Origin of the sequence: Mechercharimyces sp. CAU 1602 (genome assembly GCF_024753565.1) — a bacterium.
GTDB lineage: Bacteria > Bacillota > Bacilli > Thermoactinomycetales > JANTPT01 > Mechercharimyces.
Genome location: NZ_JANTPT010000001.1, coordinates 531,857 through 546,398, shown reverse-complemented (window position 1 = coordinate 546,398; position 14,542 = coordinate 531,857). Strand labels below are relative to the sequence as shown.

The window sequence follows — 14,542 nt, the reverse complement described above, 5'->3', positions numbered from 1 at the left end:
AAGGGGGAAGACGCTGTCCTTTTCCATTGATGTTTTACTTCTATACTTCTTTCATCGGAGATGTAAAAAGTGGCCCCACTACCTTTAAGAAAAACTGAACCAGCGGACCCACAAGAAAGGTAATCATAACCGTCCCAATCCCAATCGGCCCACCGATAAGCCAAGCAATCACTAACGCAATCACTTCACCGATAGTCTTAGAAAGGCGCAAACTAAAGCCTGTACGAGTATGAATGGCATACATCAATTTATCAACCGAAGTAGGCGCGAAATTAGCCTGCAGATAGGTAGCTACACCTAAGCTAATCACAAACATGCTAATAAGAAACAAGCCCCCCTGCTGCCAAAAAAGGGTCGGCTCCCATGTAATCACCAATAACCATCCATCTAATACAACACCAAGTAAAAGAAGCGTGCCCAGCGCCAGCCAGTCCAAACGTTCCCAAAGTAGTAGTGCATTAATGAGGACCAATATAAAGCCGACAATGATAACCCAACTGCCGACAGTTAAACCAAACAATCCATAAAATCCTACATACAGCGCATCCCATGCCCCTGTGCCTAAGCCAGCTCGAATAGCGAGTGCGATACCCAGAGCGAGAATACTTAGTCCAATAACATAAGCGATCGTGCGCCGTCCATATTTATTTATCATCTCTTCATTGTATACAGGGTTATAGCGTCCACTCCTCATCCATGTGTCTCTTAAATGAGACATTCCCCCTGTATCTCTCCACCTTCCTTTTTCCGCTACCAGTCATTATAAAGGAAAAACTAACGATCTGCACTAGTGAACATTGGGAAAGGCTACTTCCGTGCAACAAACGCTACTCACTCCAATCCACTCGTGAGCAATCCCCGACAAAAATCTTTCCTTTTACTAGCATATGAGGAATAAAATGAAACAATCCAAAAGGCCGTTTTAGATGTAGAGACTGTTCAAAATACTTGATCGTTTCTTCGGGAAGAAAGGTTAATTCTTTATAATGCTCTATGGTCATTATGGAGCAATCCTCTGCGGAAACCTCACTTCCCACCCCTTTCCAATGTGTTGGAGAATAATGATAGCATACCACCGGTAGCTTAGCCACCTGCTGATACGGAATTCGAAAAAACAGACGGGATGCTGGCTCCACACCCAGGGCGGACAGAGCACGATACAGATATGCTGGATGAAGAGGTGAACAATGAATGACATCGTTCCACAAACAATTTAGGTAAGGTACTTTTCTCTGTGGGAGGCTGATTCGACCTGGATGATCCTCATATTTTTTCTTTTTCTGTTCGGATATATGAGGATAAACAGACGCTAACTCATTAAGCGGGTATAAATACTCACCTTGCAAATCATCCGGCACCTGGTGATACATGAACATATCTATCCCCTCTTCTCCCGATTCATCTCTATTTCATAAGACATCCTTCCCTCCGCATTCTAGCATCTGGTGATTACAAATGGCAGTCTTATTTTGCCAATACATCTGTAGTATAATAGAAGAGAGATAAGGAGGGGATTAGAGTGGAACTTACATTCCTCGGTACTGGTGCTGGCATCCCAGCAAAAGAACGGAATGTTTCAGCTCTTGCTTTACGGATGCCGGAATATGAAGGACAGACATGGCTTTTTGATTGTGGCGAAGCTACGCAACACCAAATCCTACACACTTCGCTCAAGCTAAGTAAAATTAATCGTATCTTTATTACACACTTGCACGGAGATCATATCTTCGGCCTCCCTGGAGTGTTAGGAAGCCGCAGTTTCCAGGGTGCCACCTCTCCACTAACCCTGTATGGTCCAGCTGGGATCAGAAAATTTGTGGAAGCCGCTTTACAGACATCACAAACCTACTTACGCTATCCCTTAAATATCATCCAATACGATGAAGAGACCGAGTGGGAATTGGACTCATTCCACATACGGGCACAAAAGTTGGAACATGGACTATTATCCTATGGATTTCGTATCGAAGAACATGATCAACCTGGAAAGTTAGATGTGCAGCGACTAAAAGAGTTAGAAGTCCCTCCTGGCCCTCTCTATAGTCAACTGAAACGAGGGGAATCAGTACGACTCCCAAATGGGCGCTTACTCTGTTCTGAAAGTGTTGTTGGACCCGCGAAGAAGGGGCGTGTCCTCGCTATCTTTGGTGATACCCGTCCGACAGAGACGGCTGCCACGCTGGCACACTCCGCCGATGTATTGGTTCATGAAGCAACCTTTGGCATGACTGAGGTAAATACTGCCTACCAGCACTACCATACTACCGCACAGCAAGCAGCCTTATTCGCTAAAGGTTGCCAAGTAAAACGTCTCCTCCTAACCCACATCAGTCCTCGCTACCAAGAGGATTGTGCTGCATTACTGCAGGAAGCGAAAGACGTTTTCCCACATACCCATCTCGCCCACGATTTGTGGAGCTATACATTTTAAAAAGGAGATTTTAACTCATGCCGATAAAAGAGATTACTAGCCATGCCGATTGGCGCGCATCTTACGATGTAATGCGAGAACTTCGTCCCCACCTTTCTCTCGAGGCATACCTTACACTATTGGAAGAGATGCGCTCACAAGGCTACCGCTTGCTTGCCCTCACTGATGAAACCGACAAGATGATGGCACTGGCTGGCTTCACTATTCAAACTAACTTTTATCATCACCGTCATCTCTTCCTCTATGACTTAGTAACACAGTCAGAGCAACGTTCGCGTGGATGTGGAAAAGAACTGCTGTCTCACCTCGAAAGGTGGGCAAAAGAAGAAGGGTGTCAATATCTTGAACTCACATCCGGACTTATTCGTAAAGATGCCCATCGTTTTTATGAAGAAAAAATGGGGTATACTTGGACCAGCAAAGTGTTTGTTAAGGAGCTATAACAAAAAAGGGATCATAAGGAGTGTTTCCTTCCGATCCCCTTTAACCTATTTCTTTTGCTCTCCTACTTCCTTCTTCTTCTTCCATGACTAATAATTGCTGGTCGCAAAACCTTATCATCCCCATACCCGCGCGATTGTGTATCCGGATTATTGATCACTCCAAACACTACCAAGACAGATAAAATTGCATTTACGATCACCTCGTACTTAGCGGGTACAATATCAATACCAAATAGTTGTAAAATGATAGGAATCAGTGCAGCGATAGCAGCCCAAAAACCGTAGTTTCGTAAGCGATTTTCCCAACGCATGATACCCCTCTTCCCTAGCTACCTGAACCGTATAAAATGTAATATTCTCCTTAGTCATGCAAACGGTAGGCCACTTTTGCGAATATCTTCACTCGGATCTTCTTCAAATGTTACGCTTGCTGTATCTTCTCTCGCTCCATTCATCTCTACTTTTCCTTCCCTCCACGTAAAAAGCAAATGCTTGACTAACCCGCTAAAGTTCGTAGTTTTCTCCTCAGCGAAGTAAAGCAGCTCCCGCTCCAAAGGGTCGGACATATTAAAACCCACACGTTTTATTTGCTGTTGCATTTTACCATCGCCCTTCCCACCTCGAAAAATCCACGCACATTAGCCATTTGCGGATCATCTAACGTAAAGGCATACGGAAAGTGTTCTTGTAAATGAGGCTCTACCTTAGAAGCAACTCCACCAATGAGCATGACCATATCTTTTGCTTGCCATTTTTTTGATACGGTTCCTGCAATGTGATTGGCCATTTCCTCCACATTAGATTCACTCACCGTCTCCCATCCAATCGGAAGTGTACCCGAATCACGATCAATAAAAACTTTGTCTTTGAATGTAGCGTAATTGGTTGTTTTCGCACCTACATCCACAATTCGAACTAACCCCATGCGCGGGGATGTAAAAAATGCACTACCTCCCTCAATCGTGATATAAACACGTTCAATTTGAAACTTGCGCATCTCACCATTGATTGAAACCTCGTGCATTCCTTCTAATAATTTGCGTAAGGCTACTCTCTCACCTTCGTTGTAATTTTGAATCGGCAACCCCATAATCAACTGGATTCTTCCTGCACCCTCAGCCAAATGAATTGCTGCCAATGTTAACAAAAGCGTTTCATCTACTACTTTTGTATCTTGCATCGCCTGCCTGGTAAACTCTCCTTCACGCTCAGCTAACTTACCAATAAACCAGCAGCGATCATTATAGATCAGTTCGATGTCCCCTTCTAGTTCCTGCCGAAAATTTCGCTTGCGCCACGTGCTGATCTTACTCGGAAACGAAAATGTCTTCTTTTCTGTCATCACCTTAACGTGACTCCGTCCACAATCCACGGCAATTATCATTGACCATCCCTCCAATACATGCATATGCCTTTTTTTCAATGCTTATTCTTTTGTCAGCTCACCTTTTCCATTTGCAAAACTCTTGTATTCACCTTTATAATAGAGAAACGAGAGTAATAGAAACACAAAAAGAATTTAAAAATACGTAGTTTATGTTTATGCGATAAAGGGTGATAACAGTGGCGCAAATATCTAACTTTTTAATGATTTGTTTAGGTTGGTCATTCGTTGGTTTAGGCTTTCTCGGCTTGTTCCTCCCTATTTTACAGGGTGTACTCTTCTTAGTTATCGGCTTTGCCATCCTCTCCAAACGCTCACCCGCTGCTAATCGCTTCCTTCGCTATTTAGAACGTAGGTTCCCAACTATGGCAAAAAAATACGAACAGATTAAACAACACAAATGGTACAAGCGCTTCGTAAAAACTACACCCATCAAAGAAACCTAACGTAAAAATAGACTGACCTAGTCATTTGAGACAATAATAAAACACCTTCTTAGGCTGTCATGTCACCAAATTCTATTGGTGTATGGTAGCCTAATTTTTCTTGGATACGTACTTCGTTATAATACCTCATAAAGTTATCTACACGTTCTCTTACTTCTTCTAAAGATAATGAGTTGAATTTAACAAATTGAAATTCCTCTGATTTTAGATTTGAATGAAAAGATTCGATTACTGCGTTGTCCCAACAATTCCCCCTGCGTGACATACTACTGACTAAATCCTTCTCTTTTATCTGGTTTTGATAAGCATAAGATGTATAGACGCTTCCTTGATCTGAGTGGATAATCACTCTTTTAGGGTTCCCTCGTTTTTCTAGTGCTTCACTCAAGGTATCCATCACTAAAGGAATTTGTTGATGAGTATAAAGCTTATAAGCAATGATCTGATTATTAAACAAGTCCATGATCGTTGATAAATATAAAGTGTCTGAACCATATTGAATGTAGGTAATATCCGTTACCCATTTTTGGTTGGGCTTGAGGGCATAAAAATCTCGCTGTAATAAGTTTGGAGCCACAATGACAGATTCCCCTTGAGATTTCCACTTTCTCTTTTTCTTCACTCTACACTGGAGATTATATTTCTGCATGATCCGTTGAACAGTATTACGGTTTAATTTCATCTGATATCGACGTTTTAACAACTCTCTGATTTTTCGATGACCATAGCGATACGTTGTTTCTTGGCAAAGGAAAATGATCGTCTTCTCTTCCTTAGACAAGTGGACGGGTGGCGAAGATGCCCAGCGATAATAAGTTGATCTGGGAACATTTAAAGCGGATAAAATAGCGGACACTGTATATTTCTTTCGTAATGTATGGACTAGTTGGAGGACGACTTCTTTTTCAACTCCTTTTCGATCTCCAAATACTTTTTTAAGATTTCATTCTCCTGCTGTAAGTGCTTCCTTTGACGTTCTTTTTTTTCGTCATCACTTGGACTGGCAGGTCCGTGCCCATACGAATATTGTTTGCCTATTGGTTGATCAAATCGATGAATCTGATTTTCACGATACCATTTCATCCATGTTTTAATTTGAGAAACATTTTTAATCCCGTACTTCTCCATGATTTCTTGATTCGTGAATTGACCATTCATCTTATCTTTAACTACTGCCCATTTAACTTCGCTTGAATACACGTTTTTGCTCACGCAAAAACACCTCCGATTCAGTACTTTTTTAAAGTGTACCATATTCGAAGGTGTTTTATAGTGTCCCATTATTTTAGGTTAGTCTAAAACCCCTCACCAAGGTGAGGGGTTTTTGTTAAGTACAACTGCTATTCGCCTATCACGCGAGCAATCGCTACACCATCTCCGATCCGCAAGAGCGTCGCTTCAAAACGATCGTCTTCTGCGATGGTGCGATTATATTGTTGCATTGCTAATGTAGCAGGGTCATCACTACCCTCTTCTAAGACGCGCCCGCCGAGTAGGGCATTATCAGCAATAATGAGTGCTCCTGGATTGGCAAGCTTCACGGCATGCTCTAAATAGTGAACATAATTTTCTTTATCTGCATCAATAAAGAACAGATCGTATTTTTCCCCTCGATCTTCCAGTTTGCGAAGGGAATCACGCGCATCACCCACATGGTACATAATTTGTCCTTCTAAACCAGCACGCTCAACATTTTGAGCCGCAACATCAGCATTCTTTTTATTGATTTCTAACGAGTCAATTCGCCCCTCTGGCGAGAGAGCCCGTCCCAGCCAGATGGTGCTATATCCGCCCAGGGCACCTATTTCTAAAATCCGTTTCGCTCCCGATATTTTTACTATCATATAAAGCGCCTTCCCCACCTCAGGTGGAACTGATATTTGCGGCATATCATTTTCATCCAGTATAGCAGGAATAGATTGTAAAACTTCATCTCCTTGTGCAAACAAAGATGCTACATATTTTTTACTATCCACGAGATCGCCTCCTCTATTCTCCTCTTTATTTTCGCTGATTCCACAAGTGTTGTCTAGAAATTTTTCTCATTAAAAAAACCTACCGTTAATAATATAGGTAGGTTTCATACTATGGAGCGGATGACGGGAATCGAACCCGCGCCGCTAGCTTGGGAAGCTAGGGTTCTACCATTGAACTACATCCGCAAAAAATCAATTAGATGTAAATTATAGCATATGTCATCGTACATAGCAAGAATAATATACAAAGAAAATCGCAGCAAAAAGGGGGATGAGCCCATCCCCCTTTTCATATTACCTTTTAATATACGCGCAGTGGCGCCATCATAAATGACAAAATTAATGCCAGCGCTCCTATCCCAACAGCCCACCAACCAAATCCGCTCCCCTGACGCGCCCCAATAAATCCGAGGACTATTCCCACAGGTGCTGTAAAGTAAGGAAGAAGAAAAAATGCGACGATGGAAAAAATCACTCCTGCAATTGCCAATCCACGTCCTTCACCTTCCATCCCCTCACCGATCGGCTCTTCCAACTCGGTAGAGCCGGAATCACTTCTCCCTCTGGAAAAAGTACCAGTCATCTGCATAGGGGCTATCTCTTGGGCCGCCTCCACATCATCTTCTCGAGCTGAATTAAACTCTTGGTCCAACTCTTCATTGACTGCTTCTCTGTGCTCACGTTCGTCATTTGTCTTGTTAGCCATCCAGTCCACCTCTTTATTAAAATGCCTATAAAGGTAGTATGAGTTGATCCGTCCACGCTTATGTTACCAACTTCCACCTTGTCTCTTTCTTCGGCTCCATGCTAAGATAATGAAGCATACTGGAAGAGTGGACACTGAATTTCCGGATAAATCCGGCTTCTTAGGAGGATATACATGCTCGATTGGTTAACAAAATTGATGGAGATTTTAGAGGAGTATGGCGTTTGGGGACTAGGGATTGCCTCTTTTGCTGATTCTTCTTTTTCTCCTCTCCCACCTGATTTCATCTTGATTCCACTAGGGATTGCCAACCCCCATTATGCTTTTGGCTATGCACTTGTTACTGTTATTACCTCGGTACTTGGAGCATTATTTGGCTGGTGGATTGGTAAAAAATTAGGCAGACCGGTCTTGACACGGTTATTTGGGGAAAAACGCGTAATCCAAGTAGAGGGGTATTTCAATCGTTTCGGTGGTTTTGCATTATTCGTGGGAGGACTCACTCCCATTCCCTACAAGATCTTTACCATTGCTTCAGGTGTTTTTTCTGTTAAAAAGCGAGAGGTGCTTTTCTGGTCTACCCTTGCCCGCTCCATTCGTTTCTTTCTGGAAGCCTCCATCATTGTTTGGTTCGGAGGACCAGCTGCAGAAACATTTATCGCTGATAACTTTAGCTGGATCACAATTATTGTTGCAGCGGTTATCTTGCTTGCCATCTTCCTATATCAAAAAACAAAAAAGCGTCGTCATACCTAAAGAGATTTCTCTTTAGGTTTTTTTGTATCCCCTACAGGTACTGCTCCCTCTAATGGAGAAGCATAGAAGAATCCATCTATGCTAAAGGGGGTACACCCATGTCCCGGTATACCGTCTGTACAAGTATCGCCAATGTATGGAGATCTCCCCAATCCCCTCGCTCTTGCGATCAACTCTCACTCACATCCTCGTTTGATCCGCGGCTATGGTTAGAACAGTTAGATAACCATGGGTTGAAAGGGCGACTTCAACTGCAGGGGCGACTCGAAACTCAACTGCTGTATGGTGAATCAGTGGAGGTCACCTCCGAGCAGGGGCAGTGGTTACATATATGTATCCCTCAGCAAAAGATCTCACTGCAACATCCAGGCTATACTGGCTGGGTTCCTCGCGAGCAAGTCTGTTTATCGCCCTCAAGAGATTGGAATTGTCCTCAAGTCATCATCACAGACACCACATGTACCCTTACACTAGATGGAACACGCACAAGACTTCCGCTAAGCTTTATGACCTCCTTACCATGGGTCGGTGAGCTACAAGACGAAGTGATTGTCTCCACACCATCAGGGAAGATCGGAAAACTTCCGCTTCAAGCCGTTACGATCGTCCCCTCACAATCAGCAATGCCCCCATCTATATCCCGCCGGCTTCAATTGGCGCAACATTTTCTCGGGCTTCCTTATTTGTGGGGTGGCACTTCTGCTTTTGGATTTGATTGCTCAGGATTTATGTATCGCGTATTTGCTGCTAGTGGAGTTCAAATTCCTCGCGACGCTTCCGTCCAAGCCCAATTTGGGCAAGCGATTTTAATGAGTGAGATACAAGCAGGAGATCTGCTTTTCTTCGCACATGAACAAGGAAATGGCAGCATTCACCATGTTGGTATGTATATTGGTGATGAGCAGTTTATTCATGCACCTAAAACAGGAGAACATATTCAGATCGCTTCACTTGCTTCCTCCCCTTATTTAGAAGAGCTTTGTCAAGTGAGACGATATGATGGGTCTGAATTTTAGCTTCCACGCCGTCCTTGCCAGTCTATAAGCATGGCCAATAACTGATCTTGCAGCCACTCGCCATCTTGTTCATGCAAGAGATGATTGATCAGCAAAGAAAAGATCCATTTGCATTCTCCCTCAACACTAATATAGCCCGATATATTTTTCACATCTCTTAGGGTCCCCGTCTTCGCTTTTATTTCTACACCCTTAGGAAGAATGAGTGCACGCTCTTGCAATGTCCCTGACCGACCGTAGGAAGCAAAACTATTAATCAGTTCGGGGGCCCACGGTAATTCTTTATACAAGTAATGTAGCAATTGTACCGTTTGTTCAGGAGAAGCGAGATTGTGCACCGATAAACCAGAACCATCCCTATACGAAGGGTGTGGCGTCAATCCCCAACGCTCGATACAATGATGGACACGCACTCTCCCCTTTTCGATGTTGCCATTTCCCAATGTTTTTAGCAGCACTTCAGCAATAAGGTTATCACTGTCGCCATTCACTTCCGCAAGCAGCTTTCGTAAAGGGGGGGATCGATGCTCCCACAATAGAGGAAGATCCTCTGCAAAATAATACGGTAGAATAGAAGTTTTATTTCGAATATTAAGTCCCATATCTTTTAATGTCGTTACGATCCCGTTCGCAAAGTGATGGGGCCCTCGCTTTACTGCTACAAATACTTCTGGATGATTTCGATCCAGCTCTCCTTTAATATAAATGTGGTGGTTATCTCTACGTATGCTTAGCTTTGTCTGTTTCCCTGGTTCAGCCCATGTCACTCGTTGCTCCAGACGGATCCACTCACATGGTGATTGTCGTGTAAGCTCAGGATGATTACTGGATGGGTCAGCCCTAAATAACATGCGGTTACGATCAAAATTAAGGGCATGAATAGGTGCAGCATATCCCAGAATCCGTTCGTCCCATTTCCAACCTTCTCCCCAAAAAGGAGCCTTCCATGCCTTATCGTCTACATACACATGACCACTTATCTCTGTCACACCTGCACGTAAAAGCTCTTTTCCAAGTGCTTTAGCTTCAGTAAATGAAAAGGCAGGATCACCACCACCCTGCAGCCAGAGTCCTCCATCGTGGTCTAATCCCGCCCTTGTTTTCCATTGATAATCTAGTCCCAATTCTGCAATCGCTACCGCTGTCGTCCATATTTTCTGATTTGAAGCGGGAAGAAACCACCTTGACGCTTCTTCCATAAAGAAAGGGAGACCTGTCGGGGTGTAGATCGCGCAACCTATATGCGCTCCCCATTCTTTTGTTCTCTTCCTCCATTGGTGAACCATCTTATCCCACTCTTGACGAAACATACGGGTGCCCCCTTTTATCTGCGATAAACGTATTGTTCCAATTGGGCAATTCGATTCATCACATCACGTAGTGCTTCTTCTACATGGCTATCTGAAGAAGAAGAGTGTGGTTTTTGTTTTTGAAGTCGCAGCTCTTCCTTCAATTGCTTATTCTCTTCGGTGACATCTTCATAATTCTTAATGACCAGGTCTAAAAATTCATTTACCTCATCCACATCATAGCCACGCAAAGCCGTTTTAAAATCTTTTTGAAAAATATCCATCGGTGTCAGCTTTTTAAATTGCATCATTTTTTCCTCCCCCACAAGCCAGTTACCATTCTCATTATCATAAATGATTTTATCATGAATACCATGAGCTGAAAAACAAAAATCTTTGATTTCAGTCGGTAAATAAAGAAGAATAGGTTGAATCGAACCAAAAGTCCAATTCAACCCCATATCAATGTTATGATGAGATGATGAGTCCTACTACATGTTAGGAAAAGTACGCTTAATCATATCCATAAAGTTATCCCTCATACCTTCAACAGGTTTACCGGCACGCACATCATCCGCGTATCTCCCCATATGTTCCATAAAATCAGGGTTTGCTGATACGTACACCTCTTTGATATTGGGATCTACCGCTTTCACTTTAGCAGAAATATCATCTTTTAGTTTCTTCGTCACTTCGGCTTTGTTTCCATCTGTCATAACAGCCACATATGCCGTTCGATCTGTCCGCATCACTGTACAAGAATTTACTTCATTCATCTTTGATACCACATCTGCCATATTTTCAGCAATCCGAAAGTTTTCACCCGTACGTTCTCCTACACGCATGTTACGATCTTCACGCAGTCGGTTCATGTTTTCCGCCGCTCCACGCTCCGTATTGTATCGTACTGGTGTTGTATTCTGGTTATACCCAGTTTCTTCTTCTGTATCTGTACTATTCCCGCAACCAGCTGCTCCTAACACAACCGTTGCTGCCAGTGCTCCCGCCATCCACTTTTTCACTGCTCCCTGCATCACTTCGCCTCCTTGCGAAAAGATTACTCCTAGTTTGTCGCATACCGAGGTTACTATGCAGAAAAAAACTGGAGCCCGTGGTAAGGGTCCAGTTTTTTAGAGAAGCTTATTTAATCTTCGTTAGAGGCTAAAAACAAAAAGACAAAGCGGAGCAATTCCAGAATGGCGTACAAAGCTGACGCCACATAGGTAAGTGCAGCTGCGTTTAACACTTTACTTACACCACGTTCTTCCACATTGCGAATGAAGCCTCTCTCCACCATAATCGTCTTTGCCCTTGAACTGGCATTAAACTCGACAGGTAATGTAACCAACTGAAAGGCTACCGATGCCGCAAAGAAAATAATCCCAACAAAAAATAGATTCATCATTTTAAACAACAGCCCTGCGATTAACAGAAAGGGGGCCACATTGGAACTAAAATTAACCACTGGGAACATGCGATGGCGTAACACTAAGGCTCCGTACGCCTCTTTATGTTGAAGTGCGTGTCCACATTCATGTGCAGCAACAGAGATCGATGCGATCGAATCACCTGCATACACCTGCTCAGACAGACGCACTACCCGGGATAACGGATCATAATGATCAGTTAACTTCCCACGTGTCATTTCTACAGGTACATCACGCAAACCATTATCATCTAAAATCTTACGCGCAACATCATGTCCGGTCATCCCGCTCGACGCAGACACTTTTGCCCACTTCTTAAAGCTTCTCTTCACTTTAAATTGCGCCCACAGCACTAAAATAAAGGCTCCAATAGATAAGAAAAACAAGAGAAACGCAATCGCACTATAGGACATATCCATCACCCGTGCTCACAACTGATCCTCTCCTCAATCATAATCATTCCCTTTAACTTTCCTAACACCATTATACCATATTAGTGGAATTACCTACGAGAACCTATGCCGTCTCAAAAATGAAATATTTACCTATATTGCTTCTCTTATGATCCCATTGTGAACTGAATCACCATGCCACCAACCAATACGAGAAACAAAAATAAAATAATCCATAACCCTACATTTGATTTGCCCATGTATAACCGCCTCCCTTTGTAAAAACTATACGCTTAGAGTACCTGAAACCCTTACTAATGTAAACGCTTTGTGCCACTCTTGACTTACCCTAGAATTGACCCCCTCCAATCTGCTAAAATGGAAGGAAGACAATCGATACATAGGAGGTTCTCGATGGAAGCTTATAATATCTTTATAGAGCATTTAAAAGAAGATCCATACTTCTTTCTCCTTGAGTTTTTCGTAATCCTGCTGGCCGTTAAAATTGCAGGACATTTGAGTAAGAAGTTAGGACAACCTGCCGTTTTTGGCGAACTACTTGTAGGGATCATCCTTGGACCGGCTCTTCTTGGATGGATTGAAATACAGATCGGGGAGCATAGCACTCTTTCCAGCCTAGCTGAAGTTGGTGTCATCTTGCTCATGTTTTTAGCAGGGTTGGAGACAGATGTGGATGAATTTAGAAAGACTGCCCTCGGCTCCTCTCTAACCGCAGTAGGGGGTGTCGTCTTACCTCTAGTTGGGGGATATGCCGCTGGGATTATGTTTGGGTTTGATCCAATGACATCCATCTTTATCGGTACCCTGCTTGTTGCCACCAGTGTAAGTATTTCCGTACAAACATTACGCGAACTGGGAGAACTACAATCTAAAGAAGGGGTAACCATCCTAGGTGCCGCCGTTCTCGACGATGTCCTAGGCCTTATCACCCTCTCCGTCGTACTAGGCTTTGCTAGTAGTAGTGGTTCCGGTTTCAGCGTGCTGGCGCTCATCTGGCTACTTGTACGCATCTTGTTATTCTTTGTTATTACGATCGTGTTTGGTCGTTATGTTCTTCCGCGCATCTTCGATTACGTGTCTGGTTTGATGACACAAGAAGTGATCCTCACATTTGGGATTATGACAGCACTTGGATTTGCCTTTTTTGCCGAACAAATGGGGCTTGCAGGCATTATCGGTGCCTACTTCGCCGGTTTAATGTTGAGCATGACGAAGTATCAACACGAGTTGTTCCATAAAATCGAAACAATCTCTTTCTCATTCTTTGTACCGATTTTCTTTGTCAGCATTGGCGTAATGGCAAACTTAGCAGGTCTTAACCAGGATATCTTGATACTGATCGCCGTACTCACTGTAATTGCCATCATTACCAAGTGGCTCGGTGGAATTATTGGTGCCAAGTTAGCTGGTTTTAGCTGGCGCAGCTCCTCTGGGATCGGGGCTGGTATGATTGCTCGCGGAGAAGTAGGTTTAATTGTTGCCTCGATTGGTCTTAACAAGCACTTAATCGATGAGGGACTTTTTACCGCTATGGTGATCATTGTATTGGTAACCACACTGGTTACACCCCCTGCCCTCAAGATGAGTTTTAGCAAGCGATCATAAGTTATTCTCCCTCAGCAAAAAAACCCCCACAAGGTGGGGGTTTTTCTGTAGGCACACCTTTTATGCGCCTTTCTTCTTGAAGGTGTGACAACATGTATCCGCTGGTTTACTTGCATTATAGTCCTGATGACGGGTGTCAATCATTTCGCCACCAATTTCTTCGTTGTAATTCTTTCCATCATGACTATCCACATCCACCATAATCGCATCAGCACTACAATTGTTGCCTTGCTCCCAATAATGGCAATTGGCCACACTACATTTGACTTGGGGCATTATCTTCACCTCCTGCCTAACAGTGTTGACAAAAGGCAAAGAATTTATTTCTCCTTTTTTAATGCAAAGCACCTATTTTTTAATTAATCTTCCTGGTCTATCGTAATATCGGCCTGATTTAATTCATCCAAAATGCGATGGAGTTCACGTGGATCTATTCCCCGTTTATTACGAGCGGATACCGTAAAATAAACATCTCCACTAAAACGTGGGATGGTTTCTTTTACTTCCACTTCCGTATCTCCATATATCTTTCGGAAGATAGGCTGATTTTTCACCTTTTCCCAACCACAACGAGTTAACTCTTGTTCATACAAATCAAAATCGTCCTCTTCAATACGCATATCAATGCTCGTTACTTTCACTTGCTATAC

At 43.2% G+C, this 14,542-nt stretch carries 20 protein-coding genes and 1 tRNA gene; 6 read left to right on the top strand and 15 right to left on the bottom strand.

Going from position 1 to position 14,542, the window contains the following annotated elements; all coding sequences use genetic code 11:
* Window positions 1-40: 40 nt before the first annotated feature.
* Together NXZ84_RS02910 and NXZ84_RS02905 are read right to left on the bottom strand one after the other, a co-directional pair.
* Complete coding sequence (locus NXZ84_RS02910) at window positions 41-694, bottom strand: YczE/YyaS/YitT family protein (protein WP_258838788.1); 654 nt, start codon at window positions 692-694, stop codon at window positions 41-43.
* Between the two features lie 133 nt (window positions 695-827).
* The gene (locus NXZ84_RS02905) at window positions 828-1,376 is read right to left on the bottom strand and encodes a group-specific protein (protein WP_258838787.1); all 549 of its coding nucleotides are present in this window, start codon (window positions 1,374-1,376) and stop codon (window positions 828-830) included.
* A gap of 143 nt (window positions 1,377-1,519) precedes the next feature.
* Here NXZ84_RS02905 and rnz point away from each other — a divergent pair, with 143 nt between their 5' ends.
* Together rnz and NXZ84_RS02895 are read left to right on the top strand one after the other, a co-directional pair.
* The gene (gene rnz, locus NXZ84_RS02900; RefSeq protein ID WP_258838786.1) at window positions 1,520-2,431 is read left to right on the top strand and encodes a ribonuclease Z; all 912 of its coding nucleotides are present in this window, start codon (window positions 1,520-1,522) and stop codon (window positions 2,429-2,431) included.
* A gap of 17 nt (window positions 2,432-2,448) precedes the next feature.
* Window positions 2,449-2,874 (top strand): GNAT family N-acetyltransferase, encoded by a 426-nt coding sequence (locus NXZ84_RS02895; RefSeq protein WP_258838785.1) that lies wholly within the window; start codon window positions 2,449-2,451, stop codon window positions 2,872-2,874.
* A gap of 62 nt (window positions 2,875-2,936) precedes the next feature.
* Here the strand turns inward: NXZ84_RS02895 and NXZ84_RS02890 are convergent, their stop codons facing one another.
* The 3 genes from NXZ84_RS02890 to NXZ84_RS02880 are packed head-to-tail and all read right to left on the bottom strand — an operon-like array spanning window position 2,937 to window position 4,258.
* Window positions 2,937-3,185 (bottom strand): phage holin, encoded by a 249-nt coding sequence (locus tag NXZ84_RS02890; RefSeq protein WP_258838784.1) that lies wholly within the window; start codon window positions 3,183-3,185, stop codon window positions 2,937-2,939.
* A gap of 54 nt (window positions 3,186-3,239) precedes the next feature.
* A complete protein-coding gene (locus NXZ84_RS02885) occupies window positions 3,240-3,473 on the bottom strand; it encodes a hypothetical protein (RefSeq protein ID WP_258838783.1) in 234 nt (77 codons plus the stop codon).
* Window positions 3,458-4,258, bottom strand: a complete 801-nt coding sequence (locus NXZ84_RS02880; protein ID WP_258838782.1) for a ParM/StbA family protein — start codon at window positions 4,256-4,258, stop codon at window positions 3,458-3,460. Before NXZ84_RS02880 ends, NXZ84_RS02885 begins: the two co-directional genes overlap by 16 nt.
* Before the next feature lie 179 nt (window positions 4,259-4,437).
* On the opposite strand from NXZ84_RS02880, the gene NXZ84_RS02875 reads away from it, so the two are divergent.
* A complete protein-coding gene (locus NXZ84_RS02875) occupies window positions 4,438-4,704 on the top strand; it encodes a DUF454 family protein (RefSeq protein ID WP_258838781.1) in 267 nt (88 codons plus the stop codon).
* Window positions 4,705-4,753: 49 nt separating this feature from the next.
* On the opposite strand, the gene NXZ84_RS02870 is transcribed toward NXZ84_RS02875, so the two are convergent.
* From NXZ84_RS02870 to NXZ84_RS02855, 4 genes are all read right to left on the bottom strand, one after another.
* Window positions 4,754-5,916 (bottom strand): IS3 family transposase gene (locus NXZ84_RS02870; protein ID WP_396653997.1). Its coding sequence is split into 2 segments (ribosomal slippage): window positions 4,754-5,640 and window positions 5,640-5,916, totalling 1,164 coding nucleotides; the frame shifts between segments, so codons are not numbered across the junction.
* Window positions 5,917-6,044: 128 nt separating this feature from the next.
* On the bottom strand, window positions 6,045-6,680 hold the full coding sequence (locus tag NXZ84_RS02865; protein ID WP_258838780.1) for an O-methyltransferase: 636 nt from the start codon (window positions 6,678-6,680) through the stop codon (window positions 6,045-6,047).
* Between the two features lie 112 nt (window positions 6,681-6,792).
* Window positions 6,793-6,866, bottom strand: a tRNA-Gly gene (locus tag NXZ84_RS02860).
* Between the two features lie 115 nt (window positions 6,867-6,981).
* Entirely contained in the window at window positions 6,982-7,386 is a 405-nt protein-coding gene (locus NXZ84_RS02855) for a DUF4190 domain-containing protein (protein ID WP_258838779.1), read from the bottom strand.
* Window positions 7,387-7,560: 174 nt separating this feature from the next.
* Between NXZ84_RS02855 and NXZ84_RS02850 the strand changes: the two genes are divergently transcribed.
* Window positions 7,561-8,142: a YqaA family protein gene (locus tag NXZ84_RS02850; protein ID WP_258838778.1), complete on the top strand. Its 582-nt coding sequence runs from the start codon at window positions 7,561-7,563 to the stop codon at window positions 8,140-8,142.
* Between the two features lie 98 nt (window positions 8,143-8,240).
* Entirely contained in the window at window positions 8,241-9,158 is a 918-nt protein-coding gene (locus NXZ84_RS02845; protein ID WP_258838777.1) for a C40 family peptidase, read from the top strand.
* Here NXZ84_RS02845 and dacB read toward each other — a convergent pair.
* The 4 genes from dacB to NXZ84_RS02825 form a co-directional block, all read right to left on the bottom strand.
* A complete protein-coding gene (dacB, locus tag NXZ84_RS02840) occupies window positions 9,155-10,468 on the bottom strand; it encodes a D-alanyl-D-alanine carboxypeptidase/D-alanyl-D-alanine endopeptidase (RefSeq protein ID WP_258838776.1) in 1,314 nt (437 codons plus the stop codon). The genes NXZ84_RS02845 and dacB overlap by 4 nt on opposite strands.
* A gap of 14 nt (window positions 10,469-10,482) precedes the next feature.
* A complete protein-coding gene (locus NXZ84_RS02835; protein WP_258838775.1) occupies window positions 10,483-10,908 on the bottom strand; it encodes a DivIVA domain-containing protein in 426 nt (141 codons plus the stop codon).
* Between the two features lie 30 nt (window positions 10,909-10,938).
* The gene (locus tag NXZ84_RS02830; RefSeq protein ID WP_258838774.1) at window positions 10,939-11,481 is read right to left on the bottom strand and encodes a YhcN/YlaJ family sporulation lipoprotein; all 543 of its coding nucleotides are present in this window, start codon (window positions 11,479-11,481) and stop codon (window positions 10,939-10,941) included.
* A gap of 110 nt (window positions 11,482-11,591) precedes the next feature.
* Entirely contained in the window at window positions 11,592-12,293 is a 702-nt protein-coding gene (locus NXZ84_RS02825) for a zinc metallopeptidase (RefSeq protein WP_258838773.1), read from the bottom strand.
* Between the two features lie 387 nt (window positions 12,294-12,680).
* Here NXZ84_RS02825 and NXZ84_RS02820 point away from each other — a divergent pair, with 387 nt between their 5' ends.
* A complete protein-coding gene (locus tag NXZ84_RS02820; RefSeq protein WP_258838772.1) occupies window positions 12,681-13,892 on the top strand; it encodes a cation:proton antiporter in 1,212 nt (403 codons plus the stop codon).
* Window positions 13,893-13,952: 60 nt separating this feature from the next.
* On the opposite strand, the gene NXZ84_RS02815 is transcribed toward NXZ84_RS02820, so the two are convergent.
* Both NXZ84_RS02815 and NXZ84_RS02810 read right to left on the bottom strand, forming a co-directional pair.
* A complete protein-coding gene (locus NXZ84_RS02815) occupies window positions 13,953-14,168 on the bottom strand; it encodes a DUF1540 domain-containing protein (protein ID WP_258838771.1) in 216 nt (71 codons plus the stop codon).
* An 83-nt stretch (window positions 14,169-14,251) separates the two neighbouring features.
* The gene (locus tag NXZ84_RS02810) at window positions 14,252-14,533 is read right to left on the bottom strand and encodes a hypothetical protein (RefSeq protein ID WP_258838770.1); all 282 of its coding nucleotides are present in this window, start codon (window positions 14,531-14,533) and stop codon (window positions 14,252-14,254) included.
* Window positions 14,534-14,542 lie beyond the last annotated feature (9 nt).